The 15,900-nt window shown below is 68.5% G+C and carries 17 protein-coding genes; 7 read left to right on the top strand and 10 right to left on the bottom strand.

The window, feature by feature from the left end; genetic code table 11:
• Positions 1 to 136 precede the first annotated feature (136 nt).
• From AB0305_RS20135 to AB0305_RS20125, 3 genes are all read right to left on the bottom strand, one after another.
• A complete protein-coding gene (locus AB0305_RS20135) occupies positions 137 to 889 on the bottom strand; it encodes a hypothetical protein (protein WP_364133770.1) in 753 nt (250 codons plus the stop codon).
• Positions 890 to 1,029: 140 nt separating this feature from the next.
• Positions 1,030 to 1,551 (bottom strand): hypothetical protein, encoded by a 522-nt coding sequence (locus AB0305_RS20130; protein WP_364133767.1) that lies wholly within the window; start codon positions 1,549 to 1,551, stop codon positions 1,030 to 1,032.
• A 154-nt stretch (positions 1,552 to 1,705) separates the two neighbouring features.
• The gene (locus AB0305_RS20125) at positions 1,706 to 2,254 is read right to left on the bottom strand and encodes a YceI family protein (RefSeq protein WP_290256118.1); all 549 of its coding nucleotides are present in this window, start codon (positions 2,252 to 2,254) and stop codon (positions 1,706 to 1,708) included.
• A 213-nt stretch (positions 2,255 to 2,467) separates the two neighbouring features.
• On the opposite strand from AB0305_RS20125, the gene AB0305_RS20120 reads away from it, so the two are divergent.
• Genes AB0305_RS20120 through ccsB form a run of 5 tightly spaced genes read left to right on the top strand, consistent with a single transcriptional unit; the run spans position 2,468 to position 7,481 of the window.
• Positions 2,468 to 3,133 (top strand): histidine phosphatase family protein, encoded by a 666-nt coding sequence (locus AB0305_RS20120; RefSeq protein ID WP_364133764.1) that lies wholly within the window; start codon positions 2,468 to 2,470, stop codon positions 3,131 to 3,133.
• 2 nt (positions 3,134 to 3,135) lie between these two features.
• Positions 3,136 to 3,747 (top strand): TlpA disulfide reductase family protein, encoded by a 612-nt coding sequence (locus AB0305_RS20115; protein WP_364133762.1) that lies wholly within the window; start codon positions 3,136 to 3,138, stop codon positions 3,745 to 3,747.
• A gap of 16 nt (positions 3,748 to 3,763) precedes the next feature.
• Complete coding sequence (locus AB0305_RS20110; protein WP_290256115.1) at positions 3,764 to 4,519, top strand: cytochrome c biogenesis protein CcdA; 756 nt, start codon at positions 3,764 to 3,766, stop codon at positions 4,517 to 4,519.
• Positions 4,519 to 6,372, top strand: a complete 1,854-nt coding sequence (locus AB0305_RS20105; RefSeq protein ID WP_290256114.1) for a cytochrome c biogenesis protein ResB — start codon at positions 4,519 to 4,521, stop codon at positions 6,370 to 6,372. Before AB0305_RS20110 ends, AB0305_RS20105 begins: the two co-directional genes overlap by 1 nt.
• A complete protein-coding gene (ccsB, locus tag AB0305_RS20100; protein WP_290256113.1) occupies positions 6,372 to 7,481 on the top strand; it encodes a c-type cytochrome biogenesis protein CcsB in 1,110 nt (369 codons plus the stop codon). Before AB0305_RS20105 ends, ccsB begins: the two co-directional genes overlap by 1 nt.
• A gap of 108 nt (positions 7,482 to 7,589) precedes the next feature.
• Here the strand turns inward: ccsB and AB0305_RS20095 are convergent, their stop codons facing one another.
• A complete protein-coding gene (locus tag AB0305_RS20095) occupies positions 7,590 to 8,567 on the bottom strand; it encodes a hypothetical protein (protein WP_366173811.1) in 978 nt (325 codons plus the stop codon).
• 305 nt (positions 8,568 to 8,872) lie between these two features.
• Complete coding sequence (locus AB0305_RS20090) at positions 8,873 to 9,280, bottom strand: PLD nuclease N-terminal domain-containing protein (RefSeq protein WP_364133756.1); 408 nt, start codon at positions 9,278 to 9,280, stop codon at positions 8,873 to 8,875.
• A gap of 130 nt (positions 9,281 to 9,410) precedes the next feature.
• Here AB0305_RS20090 and AB0305_RS20085 point away from each other — a divergent pair, with 130 nt between their 5' ends.
• Positions 9,411 to 9,725, top strand: coding sequence for a DUF4229 domain-containing protein (locus AB0305_RS20085; RefSeq protein WP_364133754.1), 315 nt, complete (start codon positions 9,411 to 9,413; stop codon positions 9,723 to 9,725).
• A gap of 72 nt (positions 9,726 to 9,797) precedes the next feature.
• Here AB0305_RS20085 and AB0305_RS20080 read toward each other — a convergent pair whose 3' ends face one another.
• The 5 genes from AB0305_RS20080 to AB0305_RS20060 all read right to left on the bottom strand — a co-directional run bounded on the left by AB0305_RS20080 (position 9,798) and on the right by AB0305_RS20060 (position 14,152).
• Entirely contained in the window at positions 9,798 to 10,679 is an 882-nt protein-coding gene (locus AB0305_RS20080; RefSeq protein ID WP_290256109.1) for a 1,4-dihydroxy-2-naphthoate polyprenyltransferase, read from the bottom strand.
• A 64-nt stretch (positions 10,680 to 10,743) separates the two neighbouring features.
• Entirely contained in the window at positions 10,744 to 11,907 is a 1,164-nt protein-coding gene (locus AB0305_RS20075) for an AMP-binding protein (protein ID WP_364133751.1), read from the bottom strand.
• Between the two features lie 7 nt (positions 11,908 to 11,914).
• On the bottom strand, positions 11,915 to 12,880 hold the full coding sequence (locus AB0305_RS20070; RefSeq protein ID WP_364133748.1) for a 1,4-dihydroxy-2-naphthoyl-CoA synthase: 966 nt from the start codon (positions 12,878 to 12,880) through the stop codon (positions 11,915 to 11,917).
• Positions 12,881 to 12,901: 21 nt separating this feature from the next.
• Positions 12,902 to 13,342 (bottom strand): VOC family protein, encoded by a 441-nt coding sequence (locus tag AB0305_RS20065; protein WP_290256106.1) that lies wholly within the window; start codon positions 13,340 to 13,342, stop codon positions 12,902 to 12,904.
• 60 nt (positions 13,343 to 13,402) lie between these two features.
• Positions 13,403 to 14,152 carry a lysostaphin resistance A-like protein gene (locus AB0305_RS20060; RefSeq protein WP_364133746.1) on the bottom strand — a complete coding sequence of 250 codons (750 nt, stop codon included), beginning with the start codon at positions 14,150 to 14,152 and terminating at the stop codon, positions 13,403 to 13,405.
• Between the two features lie 203 nt (positions 14,153 to 14,355).
• Between AB0305_RS20060 and AB0305_RS20055 the strand changes: the two genes are divergently transcribed.
• A complete protein-coding gene (locus AB0305_RS20055; RefSeq protein ID WP_364133744.1) occupies positions 14,356 to 15,816 on the top strand; it encodes an amino acid permease in 1,461 nt (486 codons plus the stop codon).
• Positions 15,817 to 15,900 lie beyond the last annotated feature (84 nt).

Here is a 15,900-nt window from a genome sequence, read left to right as displayed (position 1 = left end):
TATACTTTTTTTTACTAAAACACTACCCCTCCTCCTCTCAATATCTACAAATACCACACTGCGCCACTCCCCCTACCTCCTTCTTCTGTCCGTGCGCTCACCCCCGGGTCCCGCGCCCGGCGCGTGAACGCGGCGTCTAGCGGCCGTACGGGTTCTGGCCGTACGGGTTGGCGAACGGCTGCTGCTTCTTGAAGTACGGGGCGACGGCGGGCATGTACAGGATGACGATGCCGGCGACGCCGAGGACCACGGCCAGCGTGCCGAGGCTGAGCGGGAACAGGCTCAGCAGCGACAGGGCCGCCAGCACGGTGCCGAGGATGCGGGCCCAGTTCCGGCCCTTCCGGACGTTCAGGGCCACCAGGGCGTACAGGCCGGCGCTGATCACGGCGAAGACGATGATGCTGACCATCACCGCGCCCTTGATGCTGTCGTAGCTGATGTCCGCGCCGCCGGCGGCCATCTGCTGCTCGACCGTGCTACGCATCGCGGGGTTGTCCAGGGTACCGAGCGCCAGGAGCAGCGAGATCACCCAGACGACGCCGGAGGCCACCAGCAGCCAGAAGGCGGTGTTGAGCAGCTGCGGCTGGCCCGCGGCTGACTGCTGCGGCTGCTCGGACGGGTACCCGTACGGCGAGGGGCCCTGGGTGTATGCCGGGGGCTGCTGGCCATACTGCGGCTGGCCGTACTGGGAGCCGTTCTGCCCATACTGAGGCGCCTGCTGGCCGTACTGGGGTGCCTGCTGGCCATACTGCGGCGCATTCTGGCCATACTGGGGTGCCTGCTGGCCATACTGCGGCGCGTTCTGGCCGTACTGCGGCTGCTGCCCGTACTGGGGTGTGCCGGACTCGTGCCCGTCAGGGCTGGAGGGCTCGACTGGCGGGTTGGTCATGGCGGTCCTCTGCATTTGAAGGCGAACTGCCGGGATCAGCGCCTAGACCCTGCCCCCAGCGTGGATAGTCCCACCGTACCCCGACCGCGCGCCGTTGTGGGGGAACGGATGCCGCGCACTTCCCGTGAAATACGGCGGCCTCAGGTCCGGGACTTGCCGGCTTCGAACCAGGCCTGGGCCGCCGGCAGCCACATCAGCACCGTGGCAGCGAGGCAGATGACGAAGCTGGGCCAGCTCCCGCCCCCGGCCAACCCGGTACTGACGGCGGCCAGCAGGAGGCTCACACCGGCGGCGACGGTCAGGGCGTACCGGGCCCACTCCCGGCCCTCCTTCATCTTCATGGCCAGCGTCACCTGGGCCGCCGCGAGGGCGAGGGCGATCAGCACCAGAAGCAGCAGCAGGATGCCGGGACCGGGGGAGACGACGAAGAGGACCAACCCGCCAAAGAGCCCGACGACGCCGGCCAGCAGCCCGAGGAGGCCGCCGGCCACCCAAATCCAGTACGAAATCCTCAGTGGAACGGGCATCGGCGGGACCATGAACATTCCCGCGTAACCGCCCACCGGCAGAACCTCACGGAAGTTCCGGGGATGGTCTGCAGGCCACGCGAACCGGTTGGCGCCTGGCTTGGGTGGCTCGGGAAGGTCGCCGGTGGTGCTCATGAATTTCACTGTAGACGGACCCGCTGACGGTTTCGAGCCGCCACCCGGGGGCCGCCCCAATGAGCGAATGCCCCGCATCATCCTAAGAGGTGCGGGGCATTCGAGGGGCCGGCCGCGGTGGCCGGAAGTGCCCGGCGCTGCCGGGGTGTGCAGACTAGGCTGCGGGGGCGATGAAGGCCAGTTCCAGGTTGATGGCGACCTTGTCGCTGACCAGCACGCCGCCGGCTTCGAGCACGGCGTTCCAGGTCAGGCCGAAGTCCTTGCGGCTGATGGTCGTCTCGGCGGTCAGGCCGGCGCGGGTGTTGCCGAAGGGATCGACGGCCACGCCGTTGAGCTCGGTCTCGAGGGTGACGGGGCGGGTGATGCCCTTGATGGTCAGGTCGCCCTGCAGCTCGTAGGCGTCGCCTTTCTCGACAATGCCGTTGGAGACGAAGGAGATCTCCGGGAACTTCTCGACGTCGAAGAAGTCTTCGCCGCGGACGTGGCCGTCGCGGTTGGCGTCGCCGGAGTCGAAGCTGGCGGTCTTGATGGTGGCGTTGACCTTGGAGTCGGCGACGTTCTCGGAGAGGTCGAGAGTGGCGTCGGCTTCCTTGAACTGGCCGCGGACCTTGCTGATGCCCGCGTGGCGGACGGTGAAGCCGATCTCGCTGTGCGAGTTGTCGAGGGTCCAGGTGCCGGCGGTGAGGTTAGCGGGAAGTGCCATGGTGGTTCTCCTTGAGTAAGTGATTCGTTCGGATCGTTGTCTGATCGTCGGTCGCGGCCTCATTGGTTGAAGTCTCAACTAACTGCTTCACCCAGTATAAACATGCATTTGCATCTTTTATTCCACCTGCGGGGAACATTTCGGAAAAAACTTGAGTTCTACTCCTCGTAGAAGATTTCGTCATTGCCCCTGCCCTTTGAGAAACTGGTACACATGCCCCACGCGACTGTTCATCTGCTCCGCCATGGCGAGGTCCATAATCCCGACGGCGTCCTCTACGGCAGGCTCCCGGAATTCCACCTCTCCCAGCTGGGCCGGGAGATGGCGCAGACCGTCGCGGACCACTTCAGCCGCCGCGTCGCCGAGGGCGCCAACATCGTGCACCTGGCGGCGTCGCCGCTGACCCGGGCGCAGGAGACGGCGCAGCCGATCTCGCAGGCACTGGGCCTGCCGATCGCCACCGAGGGACGCATTATCGAGGCGGCCAATTACTTCGAGGGGATGCAGGTGTCCCGCTCCGAGATCCTCAAGCCCCGGCACTGGCCCATGCTCCGCAACCCGCTCCGCCCCTCCTGGGGAGAGCCATACCAGGAGCAGGCCACCCGCGTCCGCGCCGCCGTCCAGGACGCCCGGCTCAAGGCCATAGAACTCGGCGGTGAGGACGCCCAGGCCATCCTGGTCAGCCACCAGCTGCCCATCTGGGCCACGCGCCTGAGTGCCGAAGGCCGCCGCTTGTGGCACGATCCCCGCAAGCGCGAATGCACCCTGACGTCCGTGACCTCCCTCGTGTTCAACGACGACGGCACGCTGCTGCGCGTGGACTACAGCGAACCCGCCGCCGCCCTGCTTCCGGGCGCGTCGAGCACGCCGGGAGCCTGAGCATGGAGACGACGAACGTCCGCGTCACCCGGCGCGGCCTCCTCGCCGCCGGCGGTGCGGGCCTGGCTACGGTACTGGGCCTGACCGGCTGCGCCCAGGAAGACGACCTGGCCAAGCAGGCCAAAGCCGGGGACAACAAGAACTACGTTGCCGGCGACGGCTCCGTCACCGAATTCGCAGCCGCGGACCGCAAGAAGCCGGTGGACCTCAAGGGCACCCTCTTCGACGGCACCACCGTCACCGCCGCGCAGTTCCAGGGCAAGGTCACCGTCCTGAACTTCTGGTTCGCCGCCTGCGCCCCCTGCCGGGTGGAGGCACCCTCGCTGGAGGCCCTGCACCAGGAGTTCAAGGACCAGGGCGTGCAGTTCTACGGCGTCAACCTCCGCGACGAGAAGGCGACGGCGGACGCGTTCGACAAGACCTTCAACCTGACCTACCCGAGCTTCAACGACAAGGACGGGGCGGTCCTGCTGGCCGTCTCCGGCCTGGTTCCGCCCGGCGCCGTCCCCACCACCCTGGTTCTCGACAAGCAGGGCCGGGTGGCCTCCCGCGTGCTCGGAGAAATCGAGAAGGGCACCCTGAAGTCCCTCATCGCCGCGGCCGTGGCCGAGTGAGCCGGGAGCTGCCGCCGTGAACAGTCCCTTCGCCGAAGCCATCCTCAACGGATCCCTCCTGCTTGCCATCCCGGTGGCCCTGCTGGCCGGGTTCGTGTCCTTTCTGTCCCCCTGCGTGCTGCCGCTGGTGCCCGGCTACCTCGGTTACGTGACCGGGCTGACCGGCGTCGACCTGCAGAAACAGCGCCGGGGAAGGATGCTGGCCGGGATCGGGCTCTTCGTGCTGGGCTTCTCGGTCATCTTTGTCCTGCTCGGCGGGGCGTTCGGCCAGCTCGGCACGTTGATCACCGGATCCCAGAACGGCTGGATCACCCAGCTGCTCGGCATCCTGGTGATCATCATGGGCGTGGTCTTCCTGGGCGGATTCTCCTGGCTGCAGCGTGACGCCAAGATCCACGCCAAGCCGCCGGCCGGGCTCTGGGGAGCGCCGCTCCTGGGCGTCACCTTCGGCCTCGGCTGGGCACCGTGCATTGGCCCCACCTACTCCGCCGTCCAGCTCCTGAGCCTCTCCGGCGGTTCCTCCGCTGCCAAGGGCGCCCTGCTGGCCTTCGTCTACAGCCTGGGCCTGGGCATCCCGTTCCTGCTGATCGCCCTGGCCGTGCGCCGCGGCGTCGGCGTCATGTCCTTTTTCCGCAAGCACCGGCTCGCCATCCAGCGCACCGGGGGCGGCATCCTGATAGCGCTGGGGCTGCTGATGGCCACCGGCGTGTGGGGTGCCTGGGTGTCCGGCCTGCAGTACTGGTTCCAAACCGATGTGAAGTTGCCGATCTGATGAGCGAGCGAGTGAACGAACAAACGAAAACCACGCCGGACGGCAAGAGCGGCACCACCACCAAGCCCCGGAAGAAGGCCGTCTCCTCGGCCAAGTCCGAGGCGGTGCTGCCCACGCTGGGCCCGCTGGGCATGCTCCGCTGGGCCTGGACCCAGCTGACCAGCATGCGCACCGCGCTGTTCCTGCTGCTGCTCCTCGCCGTCGCCGCCGTCCCCGGGTCCCTCTTCCCGCAGCGGCCGGCCAACCCCGCGATCGTCACGCAGTACATCAAGGACCACCCCGACTACGGCAAGCTGCTCGACTCGCTGCAGCTCTACGACGTGTACTCCTCGGCCTGGTTCTCCGCGATCTACCTGCTGCTGTTCATCTCGCTGATCGGCTGCGTGGTGCCGCGCGCCATCGTCCACTACAAGGCGATGCGCTCCCAGCCCCCGCGCACCCCGGCCCGGCTGTCCCGACTGCCCGAATACGGCACCCTGATCATCCCCGCCGACGCCGGGATCCCGGCGTCGCGGGCCATCGAGGATGCCGCGGCGCTCCTGAAGAAGCGCGGCTACCGCGTGGAGGTCAGGGACCGCGACGGCGAACGGCCCTCCGTTGGGGCCGAACGCGGCCTGTTCAAGGAAGTCGGCAACCTGGTCTTCCACACCGCCCTGATCGGCGTGCTGGTTTCCGTCGCGGCCGGCGGCCTCTTCGGCTACAGCGGCCAGCGGATCCTGGTGGAGGGCGATACCTTCGTCAACACCCTGGTGGGCTACGACCAGTTCAGCCCCGGTACCAACTTCCAGTCCAGCCAGCTGCAGCCGTACTCGATCCAGCTGGACAAGTTCCAGATCACCTTCGACCGCGAGTCCAAGGGCAAGTTCGGCCAGCCGATCGACTTCAAGGCCGACGTCACCACCAAGGAAACCCCGGACTCGCCGGCCAAGCAGGAGGTGCTGAAGGTCAACGACCCGCTCAGCCTCGGCGGCACCAGCGTCTACCTCACCGGTAACGGCTACGCCCCCGTGGTCACCGTCCGCGACGGTGCCGGCAACATCGCCATGCAGGGCCCGGTAGTGGCCAAGCTGCAGGGCGACAACTACTACTCCTCCGTGGTCATCAAGGTCCCGGACGCCAAGCCGGACCAGCTCGCGTTCGCCGGGTTCTTCCTGCCCACCGCCTTCATCACCCCCGAGGGCGTCTCCTTCAGTGGGGACCCTGAGCTGTTCAACCCGCAATTGACGCTGAACTCCTACTACGGCGACCTGGGCCTGAACGACGGCGCCCCGCAGAACGTCTTCGAGCTCGACGTCAAGAAACTGACCCCGCTGAACGCCCGCAACCTGCCCACCAAGGGCATCGTGCTGACCCCCGGGGCCACGCAGACCCTCCCGGACGGCAAGGGCTCCATCACGTTCGACGGCGTCAAGCGCTACGTCGGCGTCGACATCCACCACAACCCCGGTCAGGCCTCCGCCCTGGCGTTCGCCCTGATCGCTGTCGCCGGCCTGGTGACCTCGCTCTACGTCAACCGGCGCCGGGCCTGGGTCCGCACCGGAACGCACCCGGACGGCCGGACCATGGTCGAATACGGCCTGCTGGCCCGCGGCGAGGACCACCGCCTGGCCGGCGAAGCTGCCGCGATCCGCGCCATGCTCGCCGCCGCCTGGCCGCTGGACGAGGAACCTGACTCCGCGAAGGGTCCCGGCGACGGGGCCACGGCCTCCCAGCCCGCTCCCAGCACCATGGCGGATAATGGCCGGGCGGAGACCGTGCTGCCCGGCGCCGAGGGCGAACAAGCCCCGGAGGACGCCGCCGCAGACGCCACCCAGCCCACACCCGGCTCTACCGAGTCAAAGAAGGATCAGTAATGTTCCCCATCAACGAAACCATGGGCCAGTACAGCGAGCTCTTCATGCTCCTGGCGGCCGGTACGTACACGGTCGCGTTCATCGCCTTCGCCTGGGACCTGGCTAAGAGCAGCAAGATGCTCCGTGCCGTGGACCAGAAAGCGGCCGAGCTGTCCGCTGCCGAGCGCTCAACGGCCGAGTCCGCGCGCGTCCCGGTCGGCGCCGGGGTCGGTGCCGCCGGTGGCAGCTCTGACGCCCCCCGCCTGGCCGGTCCCGCCGACCGGGCGGAGCGGCCGACGTCCTCCGCCGCGGGAGCCGCCGCCGACGGTGCCGGTCTGACCGCCGACGGCGGCATGCGTTACGGCTCCGAGCGCCGGGTGCCCGCCCGCGTCGCCGTCGCCCTGGCCGTGCTCGGTGCAGCCATCCACGCCGCCGGCGTCATCACCCGCGGCTTCGGCGCCGGCCGAGTGCCGTGGGGCAACATGTACGAATTCCTCACCACCGGTGCGTTCGTGGCCGTGGCAGTGTTCCTGCTGGTGCTTATCCGCCGCGACCTGCGCTTCCTGGGTACCTTCGTGATCGGCCTGGCCATCATCATGCTGGTGGCCGCCTCCGTGGCCTTCTGGACCCCCGTGGGACACCTGGTGCCGGCACTGCAGAGCTACTGGCTGCTGATCCACGTGTCCATCGCGGTGCTGTCCTCGGCGCTGTTCACCCTGACCTTCGCGATGTCCGCCCTGCAGCTGGTGCAGTCGCACCGGCAGAAGACCGTGGCTGCCGGCGGCAAGGACAAGCTGGGCTTCATGCGGCTGGTCCCGAACGCCCTTTCCCTGGAGAACCTCTCCTACCGGATCAACGCCATCGCCTTCGTCGGCTGGACCTTCACCCTGATGTTCGGCGCGATCTGGGCCGAGAAGGCCTGGGGCCGGTTCTGGGGCTGGGACACCAAGGAAGTCTGGACCTTTGTGATCTGGGTGGTCTACGCCGGATACCTGCACGCCCGCGCCACCCGCGGCTGGACCGGTACCCGCGCGGCCTGGCTCTCGATCGTCGGCTACCTGTGCGTGGTCTTCAACTTCACCATCGTGAACCAGTTCTTCAACGGCCTGCACTCCTACTCGGGACTGTAAGGCCGGGGCCAACTTTGGGGCGCTGGTCCCGGTCTCTCGGGCCGACCCGCTAATCTATCCGTTTGCCAGAAATGGCCGCTAAGCCACAGCGCTTAGCGGCCATTTCTGTCAGATGGGCGGTCTGTCAGCTGGGCGGCCTCTCCCCGGACGTGCTCTGCTCCTCGGGGGGTGCGGCGTCCATCCGCGGTCCAGCAGGGCCGCCCGCACGCGGGTGACCGCCGTCGGCTCCAGCCCCGGAGCGAACGGGGTCAGGTCCCACTGGGTCAGCACCACCACCCGCCAGCCGGCGTCCCGGGCCCGCTCGTCCCGGAAGATATCGCTGCGGCATTGGCGGGGTCCGGCATGGTGTCCGCCGTCGTACTGGACCGCCACCTTCTCCCGTTCGTAAGACATGTCAGGGTCTTGGATCCAGCCGCCCGTCTCGTCCAGCATCGGGACGTTGATTCCGGGCTCCGGCAGCCCATAGCTGAGCAACAGGAGCCGGAGCTCCGTTTCCTTGGGGGAGTCCGTGCCTTGCCGCATCAGTGCCCTCGCCCGGGTGGCTTTCCGGTAGCCGGCCTTCCCGGCCCGCGTCTGAAGGTAGGCGTCCACGGCCTGCAGGGTGGACAGCGGGTTGCGGCGCCTAAGCAGAAAGTCCCCGGCGATCACCAGGTCGTCGAGGCTCAGGCTGCCGGCGAGGTCGAACCAGGTCCGCAGTGGTGAGGTGCAGCGGATGTGCGCGCCCGTGACAATTTTGTCGGGCGCCAGAAGTTGCTGATGGCCTACGACGTTCCTGCGCCGCACTGCCCGACGCCCGGGCTGGCTCGTCAGATGGACGACGGCGGTGCCGGCGGACGCTAACGGCAGAGGGAACCCCCACAGGAGTGCCGCCGAGAGATGGCTCACGACGGCGTCGGTGACCGTGGCCAGAGCGCGGGCCCGGCTGAGGAGCGTGTCCGGGTCGGTGCTGTCCTTCCGAACGCCGTGACAGGGGCTGACAAGATCCCGTGCCCGGGTCCGGCCGCGGCTTACCGCCGCCGCCCGGGCCTCGGCCGTGCTGAAGGGCCGGTGTAGTAGCTGCGGGGGGAGCTCGCTGGGTGGGCGCATGAAGGTCATTCTGCGCCGGTTGGAGCGGGGCAGGTGGGTTGTCCACAGGTGACCCGGGGTGTGGGGGAGGAGTGGTCCGCGTCGGACCGGCCGAGGGGGCCGGTAGCAGGACCGGCGGATCCGGGGCCGAGACGCTAGGCCGGAGACGCTCCTGGCGGCGCCGGTTTGCCAGAGATGGCTGTTCTGAGGCTGCTTGAGCGACCGTTTGCGGCAAGTGGCCGCGGCAGGTGGCCCTGGCGGACGTCAGCAAGTTCGTGCGGGGGGCGAGGAGCGGGGTACAGAGGGGGCGATTCAGCGGGGAGGAGCTACTTGACCTCGTCCGTGCCCGAGGCGGGATCACCGCTGCCGTGGGCCTCTCCGGACCCGGAGTCGCCGCGCAGGTCCCGTTCCCGGGCCTCAAGGTCGTCCTTGAGCTTCTTCAGCCGGTCCGCCTCCGCCTGGTTGCGCCGGCGCACCTCCAGGTTGCGGAGGAACTCGGGGTCGTCATCCGGGGCGGTGGGGTGGCGGTACGTCGCGGGAGCCGGCCCGGCGTTGCCGCGGGGACGCCCGATCAGGAACCAGAGCACGGCACCGAGCACCGGGAGGACGATCTGGACCGCGATCCACGCGGGCTTGGAAATACCCTTCACGTCGCGGGCGTCCGTGCGGATCAGGTCGATCAGTCCGTAGACAAAGACCACCAAAACAATGATTGGTACCACCACGCGGAGCATACTTTCAGTCTAGCCGCCGCCCGGCCGTTCGGCGGCGGGGCCAGGGCACGGAGCAATAACACTCTGCCGCGGCCCTCCAGTGGAACAACCGGCCGCGGACCGACGGGTCCGGGACGGCTAAACTGGGACCGTGGCTTTCCTGAAATACTCCCTGATCCGCCTGGTGCTGTTCGCGCCGCTCTTTGCGCTCTTCGTCTACCTGCAGCTTGGCTGGCTGCTGGCCGCGCTCTGCGCCGGGATGATGGCGTTCGCGATCAGCTTCCTGTTCTTCCAGAAGCAGCGCGACCAGGCCACCGCGTCGCTGCACAACCGGTTCTCCGGCAAGGCCAAGCCGCTGCGCACCGCGGGCGAGGTTGACGACGCCGAGGCCGAGGACCGCCTGGTCGAGGCCCACCCGGACGTCACGGTCCGCACCGAGCGCCACAAGGACTCCGAGGAGTCCTGACCCATTGAGCCGGCCCGCAATCCTCGTGAGCGGACCGGCAGCCGGGAGGACCGGCCGCCCCAGTGGCGCCGCCTAGAAACCGTGGCTGAGGACCAGTCCGATGGAGAACAGCGCCGCGTAGCCGAGGTTGATCAGGCCGGTCTGCTTCAGGACCGGGATCAGGCTCTTGCGGCGCCGGCCGGCGATCATCAGCCAGGACGGCATCAGGCTGGCCGGGATCAGCAGCAGCACGATCAGCATCCACGGCTTCGCCGGCGCCAGCACAATCACCAGCAGGATGGCGACGGCCAGCATCAGCACGTAGCTTTCCCGGGCGTGCTTGTCGCCCAGACGCACGGCGAGGGTCTTCTTGCCCGCCACCGTGTCCGTGGGGATGTCCCGGACGTTGTTGGCCATCAGCAGCGCGCAGGCGATCAGGCCGGTGCCGATCGCGCCGATGACCGCCGCGAGGCTGACCTGACCGGCCTGCGTGTAGGTGGTGCCGAGGGTGGCCACCAGGCCGAAGAAGACGAAGACGAACAGGTCGCCGAGACCCAGGTACCCGTAGGGGTTCTTGCCGCCGGTGTAGCCCCAGGCGGCCAGGACGCAGCCCACGCCCACCAGGATCAGCCACCACGCCTGCGTGATGATCACGAGCACCAGCCCGAACAGCATGGCCAGTCCGAAGGCCCCGAAGGCCGCCCGCTTCACCAGCGACGGTTCCGCGGCGCCGGATCCCACCAGCCGGAGCGGGCCCACCCGGTCCTCGTCGGTGCCGCGAATGCCATCGGAGTAGTCGTTCGCGAAGTTCACGCCGATCTGCAGGAACAGCGCCACCAGGGCCGCCAGCAGGGCGTTTACCGGACGGAACGCGTCCATCTCGTAGGCGGCGGCCGACCCGATCAGCACCGGCGCGATCGCGGCCGGGAGGGTGCGGGGACGGGCGCCTTGGATCCATTGTGCGGCTGTGGCCACGTTCAGTACCTCGTTGCTTGGGGGGTGGCGGCCTGCTGGGGAACAGGCCTGGTGGAAGCTTTTACTATTTTCCCTGATGCAGGGCGTCCAGCCGAACGGCCATGCCCAGCCGGTCCGGTTTCCCGTTGGGGAGCATCAGCAGTTCATCGGCGAGGTGGACGGTCTTGGGTGCCAGCGCGCCCGTCAGCGGACCCGCCGGGCCGGAGTCCAGAAGGGCGCGGAAATCCGCCGCGGCGTCCTCGGATCCGTCGGTCAGGACCACGTACGCGGCCAGGGCCCGCCCCCATTCGGCGGAGGGCACACCGGTCACGAACGCGGCGCGCACGCCGTCGAGCCGTTCGAGCTCTGCCTGCACGTGCGCGGCCGAAACCTTGACGCCGCCGGTGATGACGACGTCGTCCGCGCGACCCTGCACCGTGAGGGTCCCGTCGGGGGCCAGGGTGCCGAGGTCGCTGGTGCGGTACCAGCGAAGGCCGTCGCTTTCTACGAAGGCCGCCGCCGTCAGGTCGGGCTCTCCCAGGTACCCGGCGGCCACCGTGGCGCCGCCGAGCAGGATCCGCCCGTCGGCGTCGACCGCCACCTCGACGCCCTCCAGCGGGACGCCGTCGTAGACGCAGCCGCCGCTGGTTTCGGCCGAGCCGTAGGTGGTGACCACGCGGACGCCGGCCTCCCGGGCAGCGGCCAGCAGCTCCGCCGATGCCGGTGCGCCGCCGAGCAGCACGGCGTTGAAGCGGCGCAGCGCTGCCAGCGTTTCGGCCGACGGGTCATCGAGCAGCCGCTGCAGCTGGGTGGGCACCAGGGAGGTGTAGCGGAGGGTGTCGGTCAGCTCCCCGGCGGCCGCGGTGAAGGCCTCGGGGGTGAATCCGCCGGAGAGGTCCATGGCCCAGGGCCGGGTCCCGGCGAACAGCGAGCGGACCAGCACCTGCACTCCCGCCACGAACTGCACCGGCAGGGCCAGCAGCCACTGGCCCTCGCCGCGGAGCGCGATCGCCGTCGCCATCGAGGAGGCGGCGAGTGCGTCGACGGTCAGGACCGTGGCCTTGGGGGTACCGGTGGACCCGGAGGTGCGGACCACGACGGCGGCGCCCTCTACTCCGGGGACGTCCACCGGGCTGGCCACGGGTGAGCCGTCCGGGCCGGCCGAGAGTTCGACGGCGGGGCCCTCCCCGCCGAGCGCGGCGGCGAGGGCGGTCAGGACCTGGTCCAGATTTGGCGGGGCGGCTGTCATGGCTGGCCTAGAAGTAGTAGGGGAACTGGGACCAGTCCGGGTCGCGCTTCTCCAGGAAGGCTTCCTTGCCCTCCACGGCCTCGTCGGTCATGTAGGCCAGGCGGGTGGCCTCGCCGGCGAACACCTGCTGGCCGGCCAGGCCGTCGTCGGCGAGGTTGAAGGCGAACTTGAGCATCCGGATGGCCTGCGGGGACTGCCGGGCGATATCCGCTGCGTACTCCAGCGCCACCTCCTCGAGCCGCTCGTGGTCCACGGCCTCGTTCACGGCGCCCATCCGGACCATGTCCTCGGCTGAATATTCGCGGGCCAGGAAGAAGATCTCGCGGGCGGCCTTCTGCCCGATCTGGCGCGCCAGCAGCGCCGAACCGTAGCCGGCGTCGAAGCTGCCGACCGTGGCGTCGGTCTGCTTGAATTTGCCGTGCTGGCGGGAGGCGATGGTGAGGTCGGAGACGACGTGCAGCGAGTGCCCGCCGCCGGCCGCCCAGCCGTTGACGACGGCGATGACCACCTTGGGCATGGTCCGCATCAGCCGCTGGACCTCCAGGATGTGCAGCCGGCCGGCGCGCGCCGGGTCGATGCTCTCCTGGGTCTCGCCGTCGGCTGTGTTCTGTACTACGTACCGGTACCCGTCCCTGCCGCGGATCCGCTGGTCACCGCCGGAGCAGAACGAGTGGCCGCCGTCCTTGGGGGAGGGGCCGTTGCCGGTCAGGAGCACCGTGGCCACGTCCGGGGTCATCCGGGCGTGGTCCATCACGCGGTAGAGCTCGTCGACGGTGCCGGGCCGGAACGCGTTGCGCACCTCAGGCCGGTTGAACGCGATCCGCACCGTCGGGAGGTCCCGGACCACGGTGCCGTCCGCGGCGCGCTCCACCTGCCGGTGGTAGGTCATGTCCTGCAGGTCGAACCCGGACACGGTGCGCCACCGGGAGGGGTCGAAGACGTCGGATACCTTGGCGGGGATTTCGTTGCTCACACACCGAGTCTAGTAATCGGCTCAGCTGATGCAGAACTCGTTCCCCTCGGGGTCGGCCATCGTGTACCAGGAATGCGGTCCCTCGTTGGCGGTCCAGAGGTAGGTGGCGCCGCGGGCCTCGAGGGCGGCGCGGACCTCGTCCTTGTCGCCGCCGGCCAGGTTCACGTCCCAGTGCACGCGGTTCTTGACGGTCTTGGGCTCGGGGGCGGTCTGGAACAGGATTCTCCGAGTGGCCGGCCTGCTGGCCAGGTCCTCGGGAGGCCGGATGGCGGCGCCGGTCCGCCAGACCAGTTTCCCGCCGTGCCGGAGGGTGTCCGCCTCGGTCGCGAAGCCCTGCTCGATCATGGACCGGATGAAGTCCTCGTCCTGCGGCTCCACGGCCCAGTCCAGGGTCTCGGCCCACCAGTCGGCGAGGGCGTGCGGATCCGTGCAGTCGACGGCGATCTGGATGTTCAGTGTCATGGCAGAAACCTACGACGGCGGCCCGCGGGGCGCCAGAGGCTGGTGCCGGCAACCAGTTGGTTACTGCAGCCGGTCCAGGGCGTCCGGCGGGATCGCGTAGATGAAGATCACGGCCAGCAGGTTCTTGGCCGCGTGCACGAAGTAGGAGAACATCAGGTTCCGCCCCGTCCAGACGTACACGAACACCAGGACGGCGCCCATCGCGATGTAGGGCATCAGCACCGGAAGCGTCAACGCCTCCTGGCCCACGATGTGCAGCCCCGCGAAGAGCACCACGGAGAGCGCGCTGCAGACCCAGATGTTGATCTTGCGGCTGAGTTTGCCGATCAGCAGGTGCCGGAAGATGTACTCCTCCACGAACGGACCCACCACCACCAGTAGCGGAACCATCAGCCAGGCCGGCACCTGCTGCATCAGTGCCTGCAGCCCGGCCTGGTTCGCGGAGGTCTGCGGCGGGCCGGTCAGCGCCACCAGGACGGCGGTCAGAATCATCGCGGCCACAACGGACGCCGGCACCATGAGCAGGGTGAACCACGGCCGGGTGGCCAGGACCTGCAGGTCCCGCCGCACCACGCGGCGTGCTGCGGTCAGCGCCAGCGCACCAATCACGCCGTAGAAGACCAGGTTGATCGCGTATGACGCGGCGGCGGGGTTGGGGGAGAGCTGCAGCACCACCGGCGTCAACAGATCCGCGGCGGTGGCGAAGAACGCGGCAACCGCCACATAGATGCCGGCGGCGGTGAAATCCAGCCGGGAAAACACGTAGAAATCCGGTCGCGGTGCCGGGATGCGGCGGAGATCGGTGCCCATGGAAACAGACTATCCGGCGTCGGCCCGGTGTTGCCCGCGTCACGGCAGGCCCGGCCCAGCTAGTACTATAGACGAGCCGCGCGACGCCGAGCCGCAGTCGGCTCCGGTACCACCGGCTGCCCCGTTCGCCGGGCGCCCCTGCTGCCGAACGCCCGGAAAACGCCGCCCTGTCCCGGCCAGATCCCCAACCGCAAGGAACAGCTGTGCCTCAAAGTACGTCCACAGACAAGCAAACCGCGGCCGCCCCCACCGCCGTCGACTCCTCCCTCAGCGCCGAGGGCTACAAGAAGTCGCTGAGCGGCCGCCAGGTCACCATGATCGCCATGGGCGGCGCCATCGGCGTCGGCCTCTTCATGGGGGCCGGCGGGCGCCTCGCCTCCACCGGCCCCGCCCTGGTTTTCTCCTACGCCATCGCCGGCGTCATCGCCTACCTGCTGATGCGGGCCCTCGGCGAGCTCATCATGTACCGCCAGACCTCCGGCTCCTTCGTTAGCTACGCGGGCGAGATGTTCGGCCGCAAGGGCGCCTACCTCTCCGGTTGGATGTACTTCATCAACTGGGCCATGACCGGCATCGCCGAGCTGATCGCGATCGGCCTCTACTTCCAGTTCTTCTTCCCCAACGTCCCGGTCGAACTGACCGCGGTGGCCGCGTTGCTCCTCCTGGTGGGCGTCAACCTGCTCAGTGTGAAGGCGTTCGGCGAATTCGAATTCTGGGCCTCCGTCCTGAAGGTCGGGGCCATCGTGATCTTCCTGGCCGTGGGCACCTTCATGGTGGTCACCAATGCCAAGGTGGGCGAGGGCCACGCCTCCGTCACCAACCTCTTCGCCGGCGACGGCGGCATGTTCCCCAAGGGCGCCCTGGTGATGATCCTGGTGCTCAACGCCGTGATCTTCGCCTACAACGCCATCGAACTGGTCGGCATCACCGCCGGCGAGATGGAGGACCCGGCCAAGGAGGTCCCCAAGGCCATCCGCGCCGTTGTCATCCGCATCGTGGTCTTCTACGTCGGCTCCGTGACCCTGCTGGCCATGCTGCTGCCCTCGGACCAGTACAAGGCCGGCACCTCGCCGTTCGTCACCGTCTTCGGCCAGATGGGCCTGCCCTGGATGGGCAACGTGATGAACATGATCGTCATCACCGCTGCGCTCTCGTCCTGCAACTCGGGCCTGTACTCGATCGGCCGGATCTTCCGCACCATGGCCAACAACGGCCACGCCCCGCAGTGGCTGACCCGGATGTCCAAGAGCCACGTGCCCTACGCCGCCATCCTGGCGATCGGCGCGGTTTACCTGGTCGGCATCCTGCTGAACATCTGGCTGGGCGGCTCGCACGCCTTCGATCTGGCCCTGAACACGGCCTCGATCGGCGTCATCTTCACCTGGGGCTCGATCTTCGCCAGCCAGATCGCGCTGCGCAGGATCAAGGGCAACGACGCCTCCTCGCTGCCCATGCCGGGCTCCCCGTGGACCAGCTGGGCCGGCCTGGTGGCGCTGCTGGCCATCACCGTGCTGATCGGCTTCGACACGATGACCAGCAAGACCGGCGAGGTCTTCCAGCTGGGCCTCTGGACGCTGGCCACCATCCCGTTCTTCGCGGTGGTGCTGTGGCTGGGCTGGCAGAAGGTCAAGCACAACGCCCCCAAGAGCGAGCTCTACAGCTAGTTCCTCCTGTTCGGACACGTTCGGTTCGCTGTACAGGGTTCAGCCACCCACGGACGACGGCGGTCACCCGCGCTGCGGCGCGGG

The organism is Arthrobacter sp. NPDC080086, from assembly GCF_040702285.1.
Note: the sequence above shows the minus strand (reverse complement) of the source record. Positions and strands in the feature narration are given on the sequence as shown.